The following is a 14,660-nucleotide window of genomic DNA, read 5'->3' as shown; positions in this document are numbered from 1 at the left end:
CCACCCCTAGAACTCGATACGCTCGCGGCGCGACAGCCGCAGGGTCAGTACGGCGAACACCAGCGTGACGATCAGCATGGCGACACCCATCGCCGCCGCCAGACCGTACTGGCTGTTGTCCCGGAAGGCCGTCTTGTACAGCAGCAGCGGCACGACGTCCGTGGTCTCGTTCGGCCCGCCGTTGTTGACCGACATCAGCTGGACATAGGCGAAGGCGTCCATCGCGATGATGCCCATGTAGACCCAGCCGGTGGCCACCGTGTCGCGCAGCAGCGGCAGGGTGATCCGGAAGAAGGTGGTCAGCCGGGTCGCCCCGTCCAGCAGCGACGCCTCATAGATCTCGCCGGGGATGGACGACATGCCGGCCGAGAACAGGACGACGTAGAAGCCCACGTTCGCCCAGATCATCACGGCCATGATGCACGCCAGCGCGATCGACGGATCACCCAGCCAGGACTGCTGAAGGGACGTCAGACCGATGTGCCCCAGCAGGGAGTTGAGCAGACCGTCTTCCGGGTCAGGGTTGTAGATCTGCTGCCACAGGATCGCGATGACGGTGACCGACAGGACCTGCGGGAAGAAGTAGATGATCTTGTAGAACCCGGCTCCCCTGACGCCGGCGACCGACGCGCTGCCTTTGCGCCGGCCGCCGACATTCAGCATGAAGGCGAAGAACAGACCGAGAGCGAGCGTCACGACAGGGACGATGAGCAGCAACAGTACGTTGTGCCACAGCGCCTTCCAGAAGAGGTCGTCGTGGATGATCTTCCGGTAGTTGGCCAGCCCGACCCAGTGCTTTTCGGGTGTCAACCCGCTCCAGTTCGTCATCGAGATCTGGAAGTCCTGGACGAAGGGCGAGATCACGAGGACCCCGTACAACGCCAGCGGGACCGCCAGGAAGCCGATGATGAACCGGTACTTGCCGTGTCGCATGTCTCCGGTCGCTCTCGTCTCAGCCGTCGGGGGAATCGTCAGACGTGCTTGAACTTCGGCACGGACGAGTCTTTCTTGGTGGCGTCGGCAGCCTTCTGCGCGCCCTCGATCCACTTCGCGGCGGTGAGCTTGCCGGTCAGCAGCTGAGCCGTCAGGTTACCGATCGTTTCCTGGTTCAGCTTGACGTACCAGTCCTGGATACGCGCGTTCAGCACGTTCGGACCAGCGGCCTTCAGCGCGGCGCTCGCGGAGGCCAGACCCGGGGTGAGGGTCAGACCTTCGGCGGCACCGGTGACGCAGGTGAGCGACTTCGTGGTGTTGGTGAAGTTGTCCGTCTGCTTCTTGCTGAGCATGATGCGCAGCAGTTCCATGCCACCGGTCGGGTTCTTGCCGTGCGCCGAGACGATGTACGGCTCACCGGCCGCCGCGTACAGGGTGCCGAAGGGCAGCTTGTCGCTGTCGCCGGTGCCGATCAGCGGGCCGACGGCGAGGTCGAAGTCCTTGGGCATGGTCGGGGCGGCCTCGTTCTCCACCCACGAGCCGTTGGCCACCAGGGCCGCCTTGCCCTTGGTCCACGCGGTCTGCATCTGAATGTGCGTCATGCCCTCGGAACCGGCCAGGAAGTACTTCTTGGCGGCCAGTTCCTCGTAGTAGCCGATGACCTGCTTGACGGCGTCCACCTGGAACGCGCCGTCCTCAAGGTCGTCGATGGCGTTGAGCACGTCCTTGCCGCCGACCTTGCCGATCTGGGCCAGCAGGTCGAAGTGCACGTAATAGGGGTACTTGCCGGGGTACGTGAAGGGCGCGATACCGGCCGCCTTGATCTTGCCGGCCAGCGTGATCATCTCGTCGAAGGACTTCGGGTACTCCCAGCCCTTGTCCTGGAAGAGCTTGTTGGAGTACCAGGTGCCGTACACGGTGAAGGCGTAGTTCAGCGCGTACATGGCCTGGGTGCCGAACTGGCCCTGCTCGATGGTGCCGGCGATCAGGACGTCGCGGACCTTCTTGCTGGGGTCGTCGACGGTGGCCGCGTCCAGCAGCGGGGTCAGGTCCAGCAGCTGGCCCTGCTTGGCGAGCGCCGCGGTGTCCAGGTTGTCGGCACCGGAGTTGTCCATCACGTCCGGCGGGGTGTTGCTGGCGAAGCGCGGCTGCAGCTTCGGGCCGAGGCCCTGGGTGCCGGTGTGCTTCACCGAAATGCCGTATTCGGTGTTGTAAACGGACTCAGCGGCCTTGACGTAGTCGTCGCCGAAGCCGCCCTTGAAGATGAACGCCTCCAGCGGCGCGCCCTTCTTCACACCCAGCGGGTTGTTCGCCGACTTCGCACCGGTCGGGGCCGCCTTGGCCGGCTTGTCACCACCGCTGTCGGACGCGCACGCCGACAGCAGGGAGGCGGACGGAATCGCCACCAGTCCGATGGCCATGGCCCGCTTGAGTGCGTCGCGCCGATTGAGTTCGGATCCCATGCTCAAGTCCTCGCCTTCTACAGGACTCATGCGGTGCAGCGGAATCCGCCGACGACCGCGAACAGTTGAAGCGTGAGTGAAGCAATACATCCAGTGAGGCGAGGAACGATAGCGAACCACTGGCTCTGCCGCCTGTCTGGCCCCCCGCCGACCCGCGCTCGGCGGGTTCCCTTGGACGCGACAGGTATAGTCCACTTCTCTCCGGCAGGGCAAGATCAGGTGAAGGTTGGTCGATAAGCTTTCCCGAGTTGAGACCTGTCCGAAACGTGGGACGACGAACTGGCCACCGCCACATTTCCGGTCGGCCCGCCGGACCTGCGAGGGTGTGCCACAACCATGCCCATCGCCCGGTCGGCAGGGCGGCGACCCCTGCCGCCCGCAGTCCCGGGAACGGGGAGGTCACCCGGCATCACCACGATCCGGTCCGGCGCCGCCGGGCCGGCGCGGAGTGCTGCGCCGGGCTGTTACGCCGGTGCCTCCGGCGGGGGGCGGTGGCTGCGTACTTGGCCGGATTCCACCGGCCCGGGCCGACCGCTACGGGTGCCTTCGCCATGCCGTCCCGCGCCGCCGCCGGGCGCTCCTTTGCGGCCGGGCCGCCGGGCGCCGGACGCAGCGAGCCGCCTGCTCCCGCCGCCGGGCCCCCGTCGCCGACGCCGACGTGTGCGCGGCCGCACACCACGCCGTAACCGCGACGCAACACGCCACCGACTCCCACGGCACGCCCGCAGCTCGTGCACAGCCCCGCCCGGGTCACCGGGCCGTCGGGGCGGCGGGGCGGCGGGGCGGCGGGGCGGCGGGGCGGCGGGGCGGCGGGGAGCCTCCAGGGGCGCTGACCGAGTATCAGCGCCGGGGCGGGAATCCGGACCGGTGGGGGCTTCCTGCGGCAGCTGTGAGGCGGCTGAGCGGGCCGGGGCCGCCGGCGCGGTGCGCAGAGCCGCCTGCTGCCCCCTGCACGGCGCCCGGAGGGCGCCTGGCAGGCCCCCCGGGGGCACGGCGGGCGTGGGCCCGGGGCGGACGCGCGGACGGCCGCGTCCCCGGGTGGGGGACGCGGCCGTCCGGTGGCGGGTGCGGCCGTGCCGCGGCGGGGCTACTTGCGGATCAGCGACCGCAGCACGTACTGCATGATGCCGCCGTTGCGGTAGTAGTCCGCCTCACCGGGGGTGTCGATCCGGACCACCGCGTCGAACTCGACACCGGTGTCGGTGCTGACCTTCACCGTGCGCGGGGTGCGGCCCTCGTTGAGCTCGGTGACGCCGGTGATGGTGAAGGTCTCCTCACCGGTGAGGCCGAGCGTGGCCGCCGAGGCGCCCTCGGGGAACTGCAGGGGCAGCACGCCCATGCCGATCAGGTTGGAGCGGTGGATGCGCTCGTAGGACTCCGCGACGACCGCCTTGACGCCGAGCAGCGCGGTGCCCTTGGCCGCCCAGTCGCGGGACGAGCCCGAGCCGTACTCCTTGCCCGCCAGCACGACCAGCGGGACGCCCTGCTCGATGTAGTTGCGCGACGCGTCGTAGATGTAGGCGACCGGGCCGCCGTCGCGGGTGAAGTCCCGGGTGAAGCCGCCCTCGGTGCCCGGTGCGATCTGGTTGCGCAGCCGGATGTTGGCGAAGGTGCCGCGGATCATGACCTCGTGGTTGCCGCGGCGCGAGCCGTAGCTGTTGAAGTCACGGCGCTCCACACCGTGCCCGGTGAGGTACTGCCCCGCGGGCGTGTCCGCCTTGATGGCGCCGGCCGGCGAGATGTGGTCGGTGGTGACCGAGTCGCCCAGCTTGGCCAGCACCCGGGCGCCGGAGATGTCGGTGACCGGCTCCGGGTCCATGCCCATGCCCTCGAAGTACGGGGGCTTGCGCACGTAGGTGGACTGCGGGTCCCACTCGAAGGTGTCACCGGTGGGGATGGGGAGCGACTGCCACTGGGTGTCGCCGGCGAACACGTCCTGGTAGGAGTCGCGGAACATCTCCTGGCCGATGGCGTGCGCCACCACATCGTTGACCTCGGCCTCGGAGGGCCAGATGTCGTCGAGGTAGACCGGCTTGCCGTCGGTGTCGATGCCCAGCGCGTCCTTGGTGATGTCCACCTTCATCGAGCCGGCGATGGCGTACGCGACGACCAGCGGCGGGGACGCCAGGTAGTTCATCTTGACGTCGGGGTTGATCCGGCCCTCGAAGTTGCGGTTGCCGGAGAGCACCGCGGCGACCGCCAGGTCGGCCTCGTTGACCGCCTTGGAGACCTCCTCGGGCAGCGGGCCCGAGTTGCCGATGCAGGTGGTGCAGCCGTAACCGACCAGGTTGAAGCCGAGCTTGTCCAGGTACGGGGTGAGGTTGGCCTTGTCGAAGTAGTCGGTGACGACCTTCGAGCCGGGGGCGAGGGTGGTCTTGACCCACGGCTTGCGGGTCAGGCCCTTCTCGACCGCCTTCTTCGCCACCAGCGCGGCGGCGACCATGACGTACGGGTTGGAGGTGTTGGTGCACGAGGTGATCGCGGCGACCGTGACGGCGCCGTGGTCGATCTCGTAGGTGTCGCCCTCGGGGGTGGTCACCAGGGTCGGCTTGGTGGGCACGCCGTTGTGGGTGGCCGGGGAGTCGGAGGCCGGGAAGGACTCCTTGCCCGCCTCCTCGTCGTCGGTCACGTAGTTGCGGACGTCGCGGGCGAACTGCTGGGCCGCGTGCGCGAGCACGATCCGGTCCTGCGGCCGCTTGGGTCCGGCGATGGACGGGACGACCGTGGAGAGGTCGAGCTCCAGCTTCTCGGAGTAGTCCGGCTCGGCGGCCGGGTCCAGCCACAGGCCCTGCTCCTTGGCGTACGCCTCGACCAGCGCGACCTGCTGCTCGGTGCGGCCGGTGAGCGTCAGGTAGCTGATCGTCTCGGCGTCGATCGGGAAGATCGCCGCGGTGGAACCGAACTCCGGCGACATGTTGCCGATGGTGGCGCGGTTGGCGAGCGAGGTGGCGCCCACGCCCTCGCCGTAGAACTCCACGAACTTGCCGACCACGCCGTGCTTGCGCAGCATCTCGGTGATGGTGAGCACCAGGTCGGTGGCGGTGGTGCCGGCCGGCAGTTCGCCGGTGAGCTTGAAGCCGACGACCCGCGGGATCAGCATGGAGACCGGCTGGCCGAGCATCGCGGCCTCGGCCTCGATGCCGCCGACGCCCCAGCCCAGCACGCCCAGGCCGTTGACCATGGTGGTGTGCGAGTCGGTGCCGACGAGGGTGTCGGGGTACGCCTGGCCGCCGCGGACCATGACGGTACGGGCCAGGTGCTCGATGTTCACCTGGTGCACGATGCCGGTGCCGGGCGGGACCACCTTGAACTCGTCGAAGGCGGTCTGGCCCCAGCGCAGGAACTGGTAGCGCTCCTTGTTGCGGCCGTACTCCAGCTCCACGTTCTGGCTGAAGGACTCCGGGGTGCCGAACCGGTCGGCGATCACCGAGTGGTCGATGACCAGCTCGGCCGGGGCCAGCGGGTTGATCTGCGCCGCGTCGCCGCCGAGCTCCTTGACGGCCTCGCGCATCGTCGCCAGGTCCACCACGCAGGGCACGCCGGTGAAGTCCTGCATGATCACGCGGGCCGGCGTGAACTGGATCTCCTGGCTGGGCTGGGCCTGCGAGTCCCAGCCGCCGATCGCCCGGATGTGGTCGGCGGTGATGTTCGCGCCGTCCTCGGTACGCAGCAGGTTCTCCAGCAGCACCTTCAGGCTGTACGGCAGCCGGGCGGAGCCCTCCACCTTGTCCAGCCGGAAGATCTCATACGATTCGTCGCCCACCTGCAGGGTGCTGCGGGCGTCGAAGCTGTTCGCCGACACGACAGTCTCCTTCATGCATGTTTTCCGTGCGTACCACCGCTTTGCTGCCGACTGACAGTACGCCTCAGCAGATATCTCGATGTCGAGATAACTGTACTCCACGCACACCGCCCGCCGTCGGACGGGCACCGGTACGAAAAGCCCTCCGTTCGGCGGTGCGTTCGCCCCGCCCGGGCGGGGCGAAGACCGTCCCCGGGCGGCGTGGCGCGGGTCCCCGCGGGTACGGTAAAGGCGGGTGGAGGTACGGCGCGGGCCCCGTCACGGCGGCTCCCGGATTCTGTCCCGGCCGTGTCACGAACGGCTCCACCGAGTTGCCTCATCTCATATAAGAGATAGCCTCGGTGTCATGACCGACGACTACCTGGTACGTATCGGCAGGCTCATTCGGGACGCACGGCAGCACCGTGGCTGGACACAGGCGCAGTTGGCGGAGGCGCTGGGGACCAGTCAGAGTGCGGTGAACCGCATCGAACGGGGCAACCAGAACATCAGCCTTGAGATGATCGCCCGCATCGGTGAGGCGCTGGACAGTGAGATCGTCTCCCTGGGCTACGCCGGTCCGATGCATCTGCGGGTGGTCGGCGGGCGCCGGCTGTCCGGTGCCATAGACGTCAAAACCAGTAAGAACGCCTGTGTGGCGCTGCTCTGCGCCACCCTGCTGAACGCCGGCCGCACCACGCTGCGCCGGGTGGCCAGGATCGAGGAGGTCTACCGGATCCTGGAGGTGCTCGGCAGCATCGGTGTGCGCACCCGGTGGATCAACGACGGCAACGACCTGGAGATCGTGCCGCCGGCCGAGCTGGACCTGGCCGCGATGGACACCGACGCCGCCCGCCGCACCCGCAGCGTCATCATGTTCCTCGGCCCGCTGCTGCACCGTACCGACCGTTTCCAGATCCCTTACGCGGGCGGCTGCGACCTGGGCACGCGTACCGTCCAGCCGCACATGAACGCGCTGCGCCACTTCGGCCTGGACATCACCGCCACCGACGGCTCGTACCACGCCGAGGTGGACCGCTCGGTCACCCCGCACCGGGCGATCGTGCTGACCGAGCGCGGCGACACGGTGACCGAGAACGCGCTGCTGGCCGCGGCCCGCTACGAGGGCGCCACCGTCATCCGCAACGCCAGCTCCAACTACATGGTCCAGGACCTCTGCTTCTACCTGGAGGAGCTGGGCGTCCGGGTCGAGGGCATCGGCACCACCACGCTCACCGTGCACGGTGTCGCGCACATCGACCGCGATGTGGACTACGCGCCCTCCGAGGACCCGGTGGAGGCGATGAGCCTGCTGGCCGCGGCCGTGGTCACCGAGTCGGAGCTGACCATCCGCCGGGTGCCGATCGAGTTCATGGAGATCGAGCTCGCGGTGCTGGAGGAGATGGGCCTGGACCACGAGCTCACCCCGGAGTACCGGGCGGACAACGGCCGCACCCGGCTGGTCGACCTGACGGTCCGTCCGTCCAAGCTGCGCTCCCCCATCGACAAGATCCACCCGATGCCGTTCCCCGGCCTCAACATCGACAACGTGCCCTTCTTCGCGGCCATCGCGGCCACCGCGCAGGGCTCGACGCTGATCCACGACTGGGTCTACGACAACCGGGCCATCTACCTCACCGAACTCACCCGCCTCGGCGCCCAGGTGAAACTCCTCGACCCGCACCGGGTGCTCGTCGAGGGCCCGACCCGCTGGCGGGCCGCCGAGATGATGTGCCCGCCGGCCCTGCGCCCCGCGGTGGTCGTCCTGCTGGCGATGATGGCCGCCGAGGGCACCTCGGTGCTGCGGAACGTCTATGTCATCAACCGCGGCTACGAGGACCTCGCGGAGCGGCTGAACACGATCGGCGCGCAGATCGAGATCTTCCGCGACATCTAGCGCGGCACGCGGCCGGGGAAGCCGCCGGCGGGACGGGGCGCCGGCGGGTTCCCTGCCTGCGGCCCTCAGCCGAGGGTCGCGACCAGGACCGCCTTGATGGTGTGCATCCGGTTCTCCGCCTGGTCGAAGACGACCGACCGCTCGGACTCGAAGACCTCGTCGGAGACCTCCAGGAACTCCAGCCCGTGCCGGGCGTGGATCTCCCGGCCGATCGTGGTGCCCAGGTCGTGGTACGCGGGCAGGCAGTGCAGGAAGGTGGCCCGCGGATTGCCGGTGGCCCGCATCACCTCGGCGGTGACGGCGTACGGCTTCAGCAGCGCGATCCGCTCGTCCCAGACCTCCTTGGGCTCGCCCATGGAGACCCAGACATCGGTGTGGACGTGATCGGCGCCCGCCACTCCCTCGGCCACCTCCTCGGTGAAGGTGAGCCGGGCCCCGGTGGTCTGCGCGAGCCGGCGGGCCTCGGCGACCACCGTCTGGTCCGGCCACAGGCCCTTCGGCGCCACGATCCGTACGTCCATGCCGAGCAGCGCGCCGGTGACCAGCAGCGAGTTGCCCATGTTGGAGCGGGCGTCGCCGAGGTAGGCGTAGGAGATCTCGGGAAGCGGCTTGGGGTTGTGCTCGGTCATGGTGAGGACATCGGCGAGCATCTGGGTCGGGTGCCACTCGTCGGTGAGACCGTTCCAGACCGGCACGCCGGCGTACGCGGCCAGCTCCTCGACCACCCGCTGGCCGTGGCCCCGGTACTGGATGCCGTCGAACATCCGGCCCAGCACCCGCGCGGTGTCCTTGACCGACTCCTTGTGCCCGATCTGCGAACCCGACGGGTCGAGGTAGGTGGTGGAAGCGCCCTGGTCGGCGGCGGCCACCTCGAAGGAGCAGCGGGTACGGGTGGAGGTCTTCTCGAAGACCAGCGCGATGTTCCTGCCGCGCAGCCGCTGCTGCTCGGTGCCCGCCTTCTTGGCCGCCTTCAGCTCCGCGGCCAGTTCCACGAGGTGCCGGAACTCTGCCGGGGTGAAGTCCAGTTCCTTGAGGAAGTGCCGGCCCACCAGGTCGACGGCCATACGGAAACTCCTCGCTCGGGGCGCTGCCAACCCTGGAACTCTATACGATAGTCGACATTTTTATACAGCCGGGTCTCCCGCCGCCCGCCCGCCCCTCACACCGGATCGCGCTCGATCGGACAGGTCATGCACCGCGGGCCGCCCCTGCCCCGCCCCAGCTCGCTCCCCGGGATCTCGATCACCTCGACACCGCGCTTGCGCAGGAACGTGTTGGTGGTGGCGTTGCGCTCGTAGGCGACCACCACCCCCGGCTCGACCGCCAGCACATTGCAGCCGTCGTCCCACTGCTCGCGCTCGGCGGCGTGCACGTCCTGGGTGGCGGTCAGCACCGTCACCGCGTCGAGGCCGAGGGCCGCGGCGATGGCCCGGTGCATGTGCTCCGGCGGGTGGTCGGTGACCTTCAGCTCGGCCTCGGAACCGCCCGGTTCGATGGTGTACGAAGGCAGCATGCCCAGCCCCGCGTACTGGGTGAAGGTGTCCCCGTCGACCATCGTCATCACCGTGTCCAGGTGCATGAAGGCCCGCCGCTTGGGCATGTCGAGCGCCACGATCGTCCGGGCGGAACCCGCCGCGAACAGGCCGCGGGCCAGCATCTCCACCGCCTGCGGAGTGGTGCGCTCACTCATCCCGATCAGCACCGCGCCCTTGCCGATGACCAGCACGTCGCCGCCCTCTATCGTCGACGGGTACGCGGCCTGGCCCCCGGCCCAGACATGGAAACCGCCGCCCGCGAAGAGCGGATGGTGCTTGTAGATCGCCTCGAAGTGCACCGTCTCACGCTGCCGGGCCGGCCAGCGCATCGCGTTGATGCTCACCCCGTCGTACACCCACGCCGAGGTGTCCCGGGTGAACAGGTGATTGGGCAGCGGGCTGAGCAGGAAGTCGTCCAGGCCCATCGCGTGGAAGAGCACCGAGACCGGCTCCGCGAAACCGGCCAGGAACTCCCGCTTGGTCATCCCGCCGACCAGCGCCTCGGTCAGCTCCGCCACGCCCAGCCGCTCGAAGGCGGACCGCAGATGACCGGTGGCCAGCGGCCCGTACGCCTTCTCGTCGAAGACCCGGTCCAGCACCAGCTGCTTGGCCCGCGGGATCGTCAGCGTCTCCCGCAGCAGGTCACCGAAGAGATGGACCCGGACCCCGCGGTCCCGCAGCACATCGGCGAAACCGTCGTGCTCGGCGCGGGCCCGGCGCACCCACAGCAGGTCGTCGAAGAGCAGCGCGTCCTTGTTGGTCGGGGTGAGGCGCTTCAGTTCGAGATCCGGGCGGTGCAGGATGACGCTGCGCAGCCGCCCGGTCTCGGAGTCCACGTGGAATCCCATGGACAAAGACCTTCCCACGCCCGGGGGCGCGCGGCACGCTCCCCCGGGCGCGGGTCACCGCGTCACCGTACGGCGGCCCGGCCGCCGCGCCCCTTCACAGCCGCGGGTCCACCGGCTCGGACTCCAGCGCCAGCACCGCGAAGACCGCCTCGTGGACCCGCCACAGCGGCTCACCGCCGGCCAGCCGGTCCAGGGCCTCCAGGCCGAGGGCGTACTCGCGCAGCGCCAGCGACCTCTTGTGCCCCAGCGCCCGGTTCCGCAGCCGGGTCAGGTGCTCAGGGCGGGTGTACTCAGGCCCGTAGATGATCCGCAGGTACTCCCGCCCGCGGCACTTGACACCGGGCTGCACCAGCCGGCCCGCCTCGGTCCTGATCAGCGCCGCCAGCGGCTTGACGACCATCCCCTCGCCGCCCGCCCCGGTCAGCTCCAGCCACCAGCGCACCCCCTGCGCGACCGACTCCTCGTCCCCGGTGTCGACCAGCAGCCGCCGCGTGGTGTGCAGCAGGCCGGAGGTGTCGGCCGCGGCGAGGCGGTCGATCATGGCCAGCTGCGCGTCGTGCGGCAGCCCGGCGAGACTGCGGCCCTCCACGGCGAGCAGCTGGAACGGCGCCAGCCGCACCCCGTCCAGACCGTCGGTGGTCCAGCAGTACCGCCGGTACGCCTCGGTGAACGCGGTCGCGTCCGCGGCCCGCTCCCGCTGCCGGTCCAGGACCGCGGACACCTCGCTGCCCCGGGCCGCGGCCGCCTCCAGCGCGGCCAGCGCCGGCGGGAAGACCGCACCCGCCGCGGCGCCCACCGCCGCGTACTGCTTGCGCAGCAGACCGGACGCCTTCAGCGACCAGGGCAGCAACTCGGCGTCGAGCAGCAGCCAGTCGGTGCCCAGCTCCTCCCACAGGCCGGCCCCCGTCACCGCGGCCCGCAGCCGCGCCAGCACCTCCTCGGTGACCGCCGGGTCGTCGAAGAACGGCCGGCCGGTACGGGTGTGCAGCGTGCCCGTCACCCCGTCGACGCCGAACCGCTGCCGCGCCGCCGCGGCGTCCCGGCAGACCAGGGCGACCGCACGCGAGCCCATGTGCTTCTCCTCGCACACCACCTCCCGCACCCCGTCGGTCCTGAAGGCGGCGAACGCCTCCCGCGGGTATTCGAGGTAACCGTCCTCGTCCGAGGTCGCGCACGGGGACATGGTCGGCGGCAGGTAGCCGAGCAGCCGCGGGTCGACCGCGAACCGGCTCATCACCTCCAGCGCCGCCGCGGCGTTCTCCTCCCGCACCGCGAGCCGCCCCATCCGGCTGGTCTCCACCACCCGCCGGCCCGCCACGTCACCGAGGTCCAGCGGACGGCCGTCCACGCCACCGGGGGTCTCAGCGGCCAAGGGCCGTACCGGCTCGTACCAGACCTTCTCGGCCGGCACGTCCACGATCTCCCGCTCCGGCCACCGCAGGGCGGTCATTTTCCCGCCGAACACCGCACCGGTGTCCAGGCAGATGGTGTTGTTGATCCACGAGGTGGTGGGGACCGGGGTGTGCCCGTAGACGACCGCGGCACGGCCCCGGTAGTCCTCGGCCCACGGGTAACGGACCGGCAGGCCGAACTCGTCGGTCTCACCGGTGGTCTCCCCGTAGAGCGCGTGCGAGCGGACCCGGCCTGAGGTGCGGCCGTGGTACTTCTCGGGCAGCCCGGCGTGGCAGACCACCAGCTTGCCGCCGTCCAGTACGTAGTGGCTGACCAGCCCCTCGATGAAGCGCGCCACCTTCCCCCGGAACTCCGGGTCGCGGGCGTCCTCCGCCGCCAGCTGCCCGATGGTCTCCGCCAGCCCGTGGGTGTGCTGGACCTTGCGGCCCTTGAGCCAGCGGCCCAGCTTGTTCTCGTGGTTGCCGGGCACGCACAGCGCGGTGCCCGCCTCGACCATGCCCATCACCCGGCGCAGCACCCCCGGACTGTCCGGGCCGCGGTCCACCAGGTCACCGACGAAGACCGCGGTACGGCCCGCCGGGTGCCGGCCGTCGTCGTAACCGAGCGTGGTCAGCAGCGTCTCCAGCTCGGCGGAGCAGCCGTGCACGTCCCCGATGATGTCGAACGGACCGGTCAGGTGCGTCAGGTCGTTGTACCGGCGCTCGGTGACCACCTCGGCGGCGTCGATCTCCTCGGTGCCGCGCAGGATGTGCACCTTGCGGAAGCCCTCGCGCTCCAGGCCGCGCAGCGAGCGGCGCAGCTCCCGCTGGTGCCGCTGGATCACGTGCCGCGGCAGGGCGGCCCGGTCCGGGCGGCGCGCGTTGCGTTCGGCGCATACCTGCTCCGGTACGTCCAGCACGATGGCGATCGGCAGCACGTCGTGCTCCCGGGCCAGCGCGATCAGCTGCTTGCGGCTCTCGGACTGCACGCTGGTGGCGTCCACGACGGTGCGCCGGCCCGCCGCCAGGCGCTTGCCCGCGATGTAGTGCAGGACGTCGAAGGCGTCGGTGGTGGCGCTCTGGTCGTTCTCGTCGTCGCTGACCAGAGCGCGGCAGAAGTCGGAGGAGAGCACCTCGGTGGGCTTGAAGTGGCGGGCAGCGAAAGTGGACTTGCCGGAGCCGGTGGCGCCGATCAGCACGACGAGGGAGAGGTCGGTGACGGCCAGGGTGCGGTGGGCTTCGGTACGGGTGCGCTCGGCGGTGTCGCTCATGCGGCTGCCTCCTCCTTCTTCTTCTGCGCGGTCAGCGTGAACACGGCCAGCTGGGTGGGCGGACCCACCTCCGGGTCGTCCGGCCCGACCGGGGTGTACGCCACCTGGTAGCCGTACCGGCCGGCCACCGCCCCGGCCCAGGCGGCGAACTCGGCCCGGGTCCACTCGAACCGGTGGTCGGCGTGCCGGACATGACCAGCCGGCAGCGTCTCCCAGCGCACGTTGTACTCGGCGTTCGGCGTGGTCACCACCACCGTGCCGGGACGGGCGGCACCGAACACCGCGTACTCCAGCGACGGCAGCCGCGACAGGTCCAGGTGCTCGATCACCTCGCTCAGCACCGCCGCGTCATAGCCCTTCAGCCGGGCGTCGGTGTACGCCAACGACCCCTGGAAGAGACTGATCCGGCCGGCCTGCCGCTCACCCATCCGGTCAAGCCGCAGCCGGCGGGCCGCGATGTCCAGCGCCCGCACCGACACATCCATCCCGGCGATCTCGGTGAACCGCGGCTCCTTGAGCAGCTCCGCCACCAACTGCCCCTGCCCGCAGCCCAGATCGAGCACCCGGGCGGCCCCGTGGTCGCGCAGCGCGGCCAGGATCGCCGTCCGCCGCAGCACCGCCAGCGGCGTCGGCCGCTCCTCGGCCTCCTCCGGCACCTCGGCGGCCACCGCGTTGTCGATGTCCTCGACCTCGATGTCGTCGGCGTCCGCCAGCCGGGCCAGCTCCAGGCGCTCCAGCGCGTCCCGGGTCAGCGACCACCGGCGGGAGAGATACCGGCTGGTGATCAGCTTCTGCTCCGGGTGCGCCGGCAGCCAGCCCGCCCCGAACCGCAGCAGCTTGTCCACCTCGTCGGGCGACACCCAGTAGTGCTTGGCGTCATCCAGCACCGGCAGCAGGACATACAGGTGCCGCAGCGCCTCCGACAGCCGCAGTTCGCCCTCCAGCACCAGCGAGACGTACCGCGACGCACCCCACTGCGGGAAGTGCCCGTCCAGCGCGACCGGCTCCGCCGCCACCTGCCAGCCCAGCGGCGCGAAGAGCCGCTCCACCAGCGGCGCGCCACCACGGGCGGGAAGCGCCGGCACCTCGATCCGCAGTGGCAGCGGCGCCGCAGCACGCTCCGGCAGCGTCCGGCACTCGCCGCGCAGCGCACTGGAGAACACCGTCCGCAGCGCCACCGCCAGCAGCGACGAGGCGGCATACGGCCGGTCGTTCACATATGCCGCGAGCGCCGCGTCGGGTGCGCCGCCCCGCCCCCTGCCCTGCGTCCGGCCACGCCGGACCAGCGCCGGCGGATCGACCTCCAGCAGCAGCGCGGCCGTGGTCCGCTCGGCGGACGCCTCAGGGTAGAAGACATGGGCGGCGCCGTAGGAGGTCGAGAAGACCTGGGACCTGTCCGGGTGCTTGTGCAGCAGGAAACCGAGGTCGGTGGCGGCGCCGGCGGCGCTTGCGGTGGTCGATATCGTCAGGAACACGCACTGAGTATCCGTGCCGCCCGCCGGTGGCGGTAGCGGATAAAGGCGGTAGTGGATCAAAGGACC

8 protein-coding genes are annotated in these 14,660 nt (G+C 70.2%); 1 reads left to right on the top strand and 7 read right to left on the bottom strand.

The features are described 5' to 3' along the window. Positions 1-6: 6 nt before the first annotated feature. The 3 genes from OG552_RS27895 to acnA form a co-directional block, all read right to left on the bottom strand. A complete protein-coding gene (locus OG552_RS27895; RefSeq protein ID WP_329137534.1) occupies positions 7-933 on the bottom strand; it encodes a carbohydrate ABC transporter permease in 927 nt (308 codons plus the stop codon). Positions 934-971: 38 nt separating this feature from the next. After that, positions 972-2,396, bottom strand: coding sequence for an N-acetylglucosamine/diacetylchitobiose ABC transporter substrate-binding protein (gene ngcE / locus OG552_RS27890; RefSeq protein WP_329137532.1), 1,425 nt, complete (start codon positions 2,394-2,396; stop codon positions 972-974). A 1,087-nt stretch (positions 2,397-3,483) separates the two neighbouring features. After that, on the bottom strand, positions 3,484-6,198 hold the full coding sequence (gene acnA, locus OG552_RS27885; RefSeq protein ID WP_329141189.1) for an aconitate hydratase AcnA: 2,715 nt from the start codon (positions 6,196-6,198) through the stop codon (positions 3,484-3,486). A 346-nt stretch (positions 6,199-6,544) separates the two neighbouring features. Between acnA and OG552_RS27880 the strand changes: the two genes are divergently transcribed. Further along, positions 6,545-8,074, top strand: a complete 1,530-nt coding sequence (locus OG552_RS27880; RefSeq protein WP_329137530.1) for a helix-turn-helix domain-containing protein — start codon at positions 6,545-6,547, stop codon at positions 8,072-8,074. Between the two features lie 65 nt (positions 8,075-8,139). Here the strand turns inward: OG552_RS27880 and argF are convergent, their stop codons facing one another. The 4 genes from argF to OG552_RS27860 form a co-directional block, all read right to left on the bottom strand. Beyond that, positions 8,140-9,138: an ornithine carbamoyltransferase gene (gene argF, locus OG552_RS27875; protein ID WP_329137528.1), complete on the bottom strand. Its 999-nt coding sequence runs from the start codon at positions 9,136-9,138 to the stop codon at positions 8,140-8,142. A gap of 95 nt (positions 9,139-9,233) precedes the next feature. Next, positions 9,234-10,457 carry an arginine deiminase gene (locus OG552_RS27870; protein ID WP_329137525.1) on the bottom strand — a complete coding sequence of 408 codons (1,224 nt, stop codon included), beginning with the start codon at positions 10,455-10,457 and terminating at the stop codon, positions 9,234-9,236. A gap of 94 nt (positions 10,458-10,551) precedes the next feature. Beyond that, positions 10,552-13,119 carry a polynucleotide kinase-phosphatase gene (locus tag OG552_RS27865; RefSeq protein WP_329137524.1) on the bottom strand — a complete coding sequence of 856 codons (2,568 nt, stop codon included), beginning with the start codon at positions 13,117-13,119 and terminating at the stop codon, positions 10,552-10,554. Continuing rightward, entirely contained in the window at positions 13,116-14,594 is a 1,479-nt protein-coding gene (locus OG552_RS27860; protein ID WP_329137522.1) for a 3' terminal RNA ribose 2'-O-methyltransferase Hen1, read from the bottom strand. Before OG552_RS27860 ends, OG552_RS27865 begins: the two co-directional genes overlap by 4 nt. Between the last annotated feature and the right edge of the window lie 66 nt (positions 14,595-14,660).

Source organism: Streptomyces sp. NBC_01476 (assembly GCF_036227265.1).
GTDB lineage: Bacteria > Actinomycetota > Actinomycetes > Streptomycetales > Streptomycetaceae > Actinacidiphila.
This window is presented reverse-complemented; position numbering and strand designations above follow the sequence as displayed.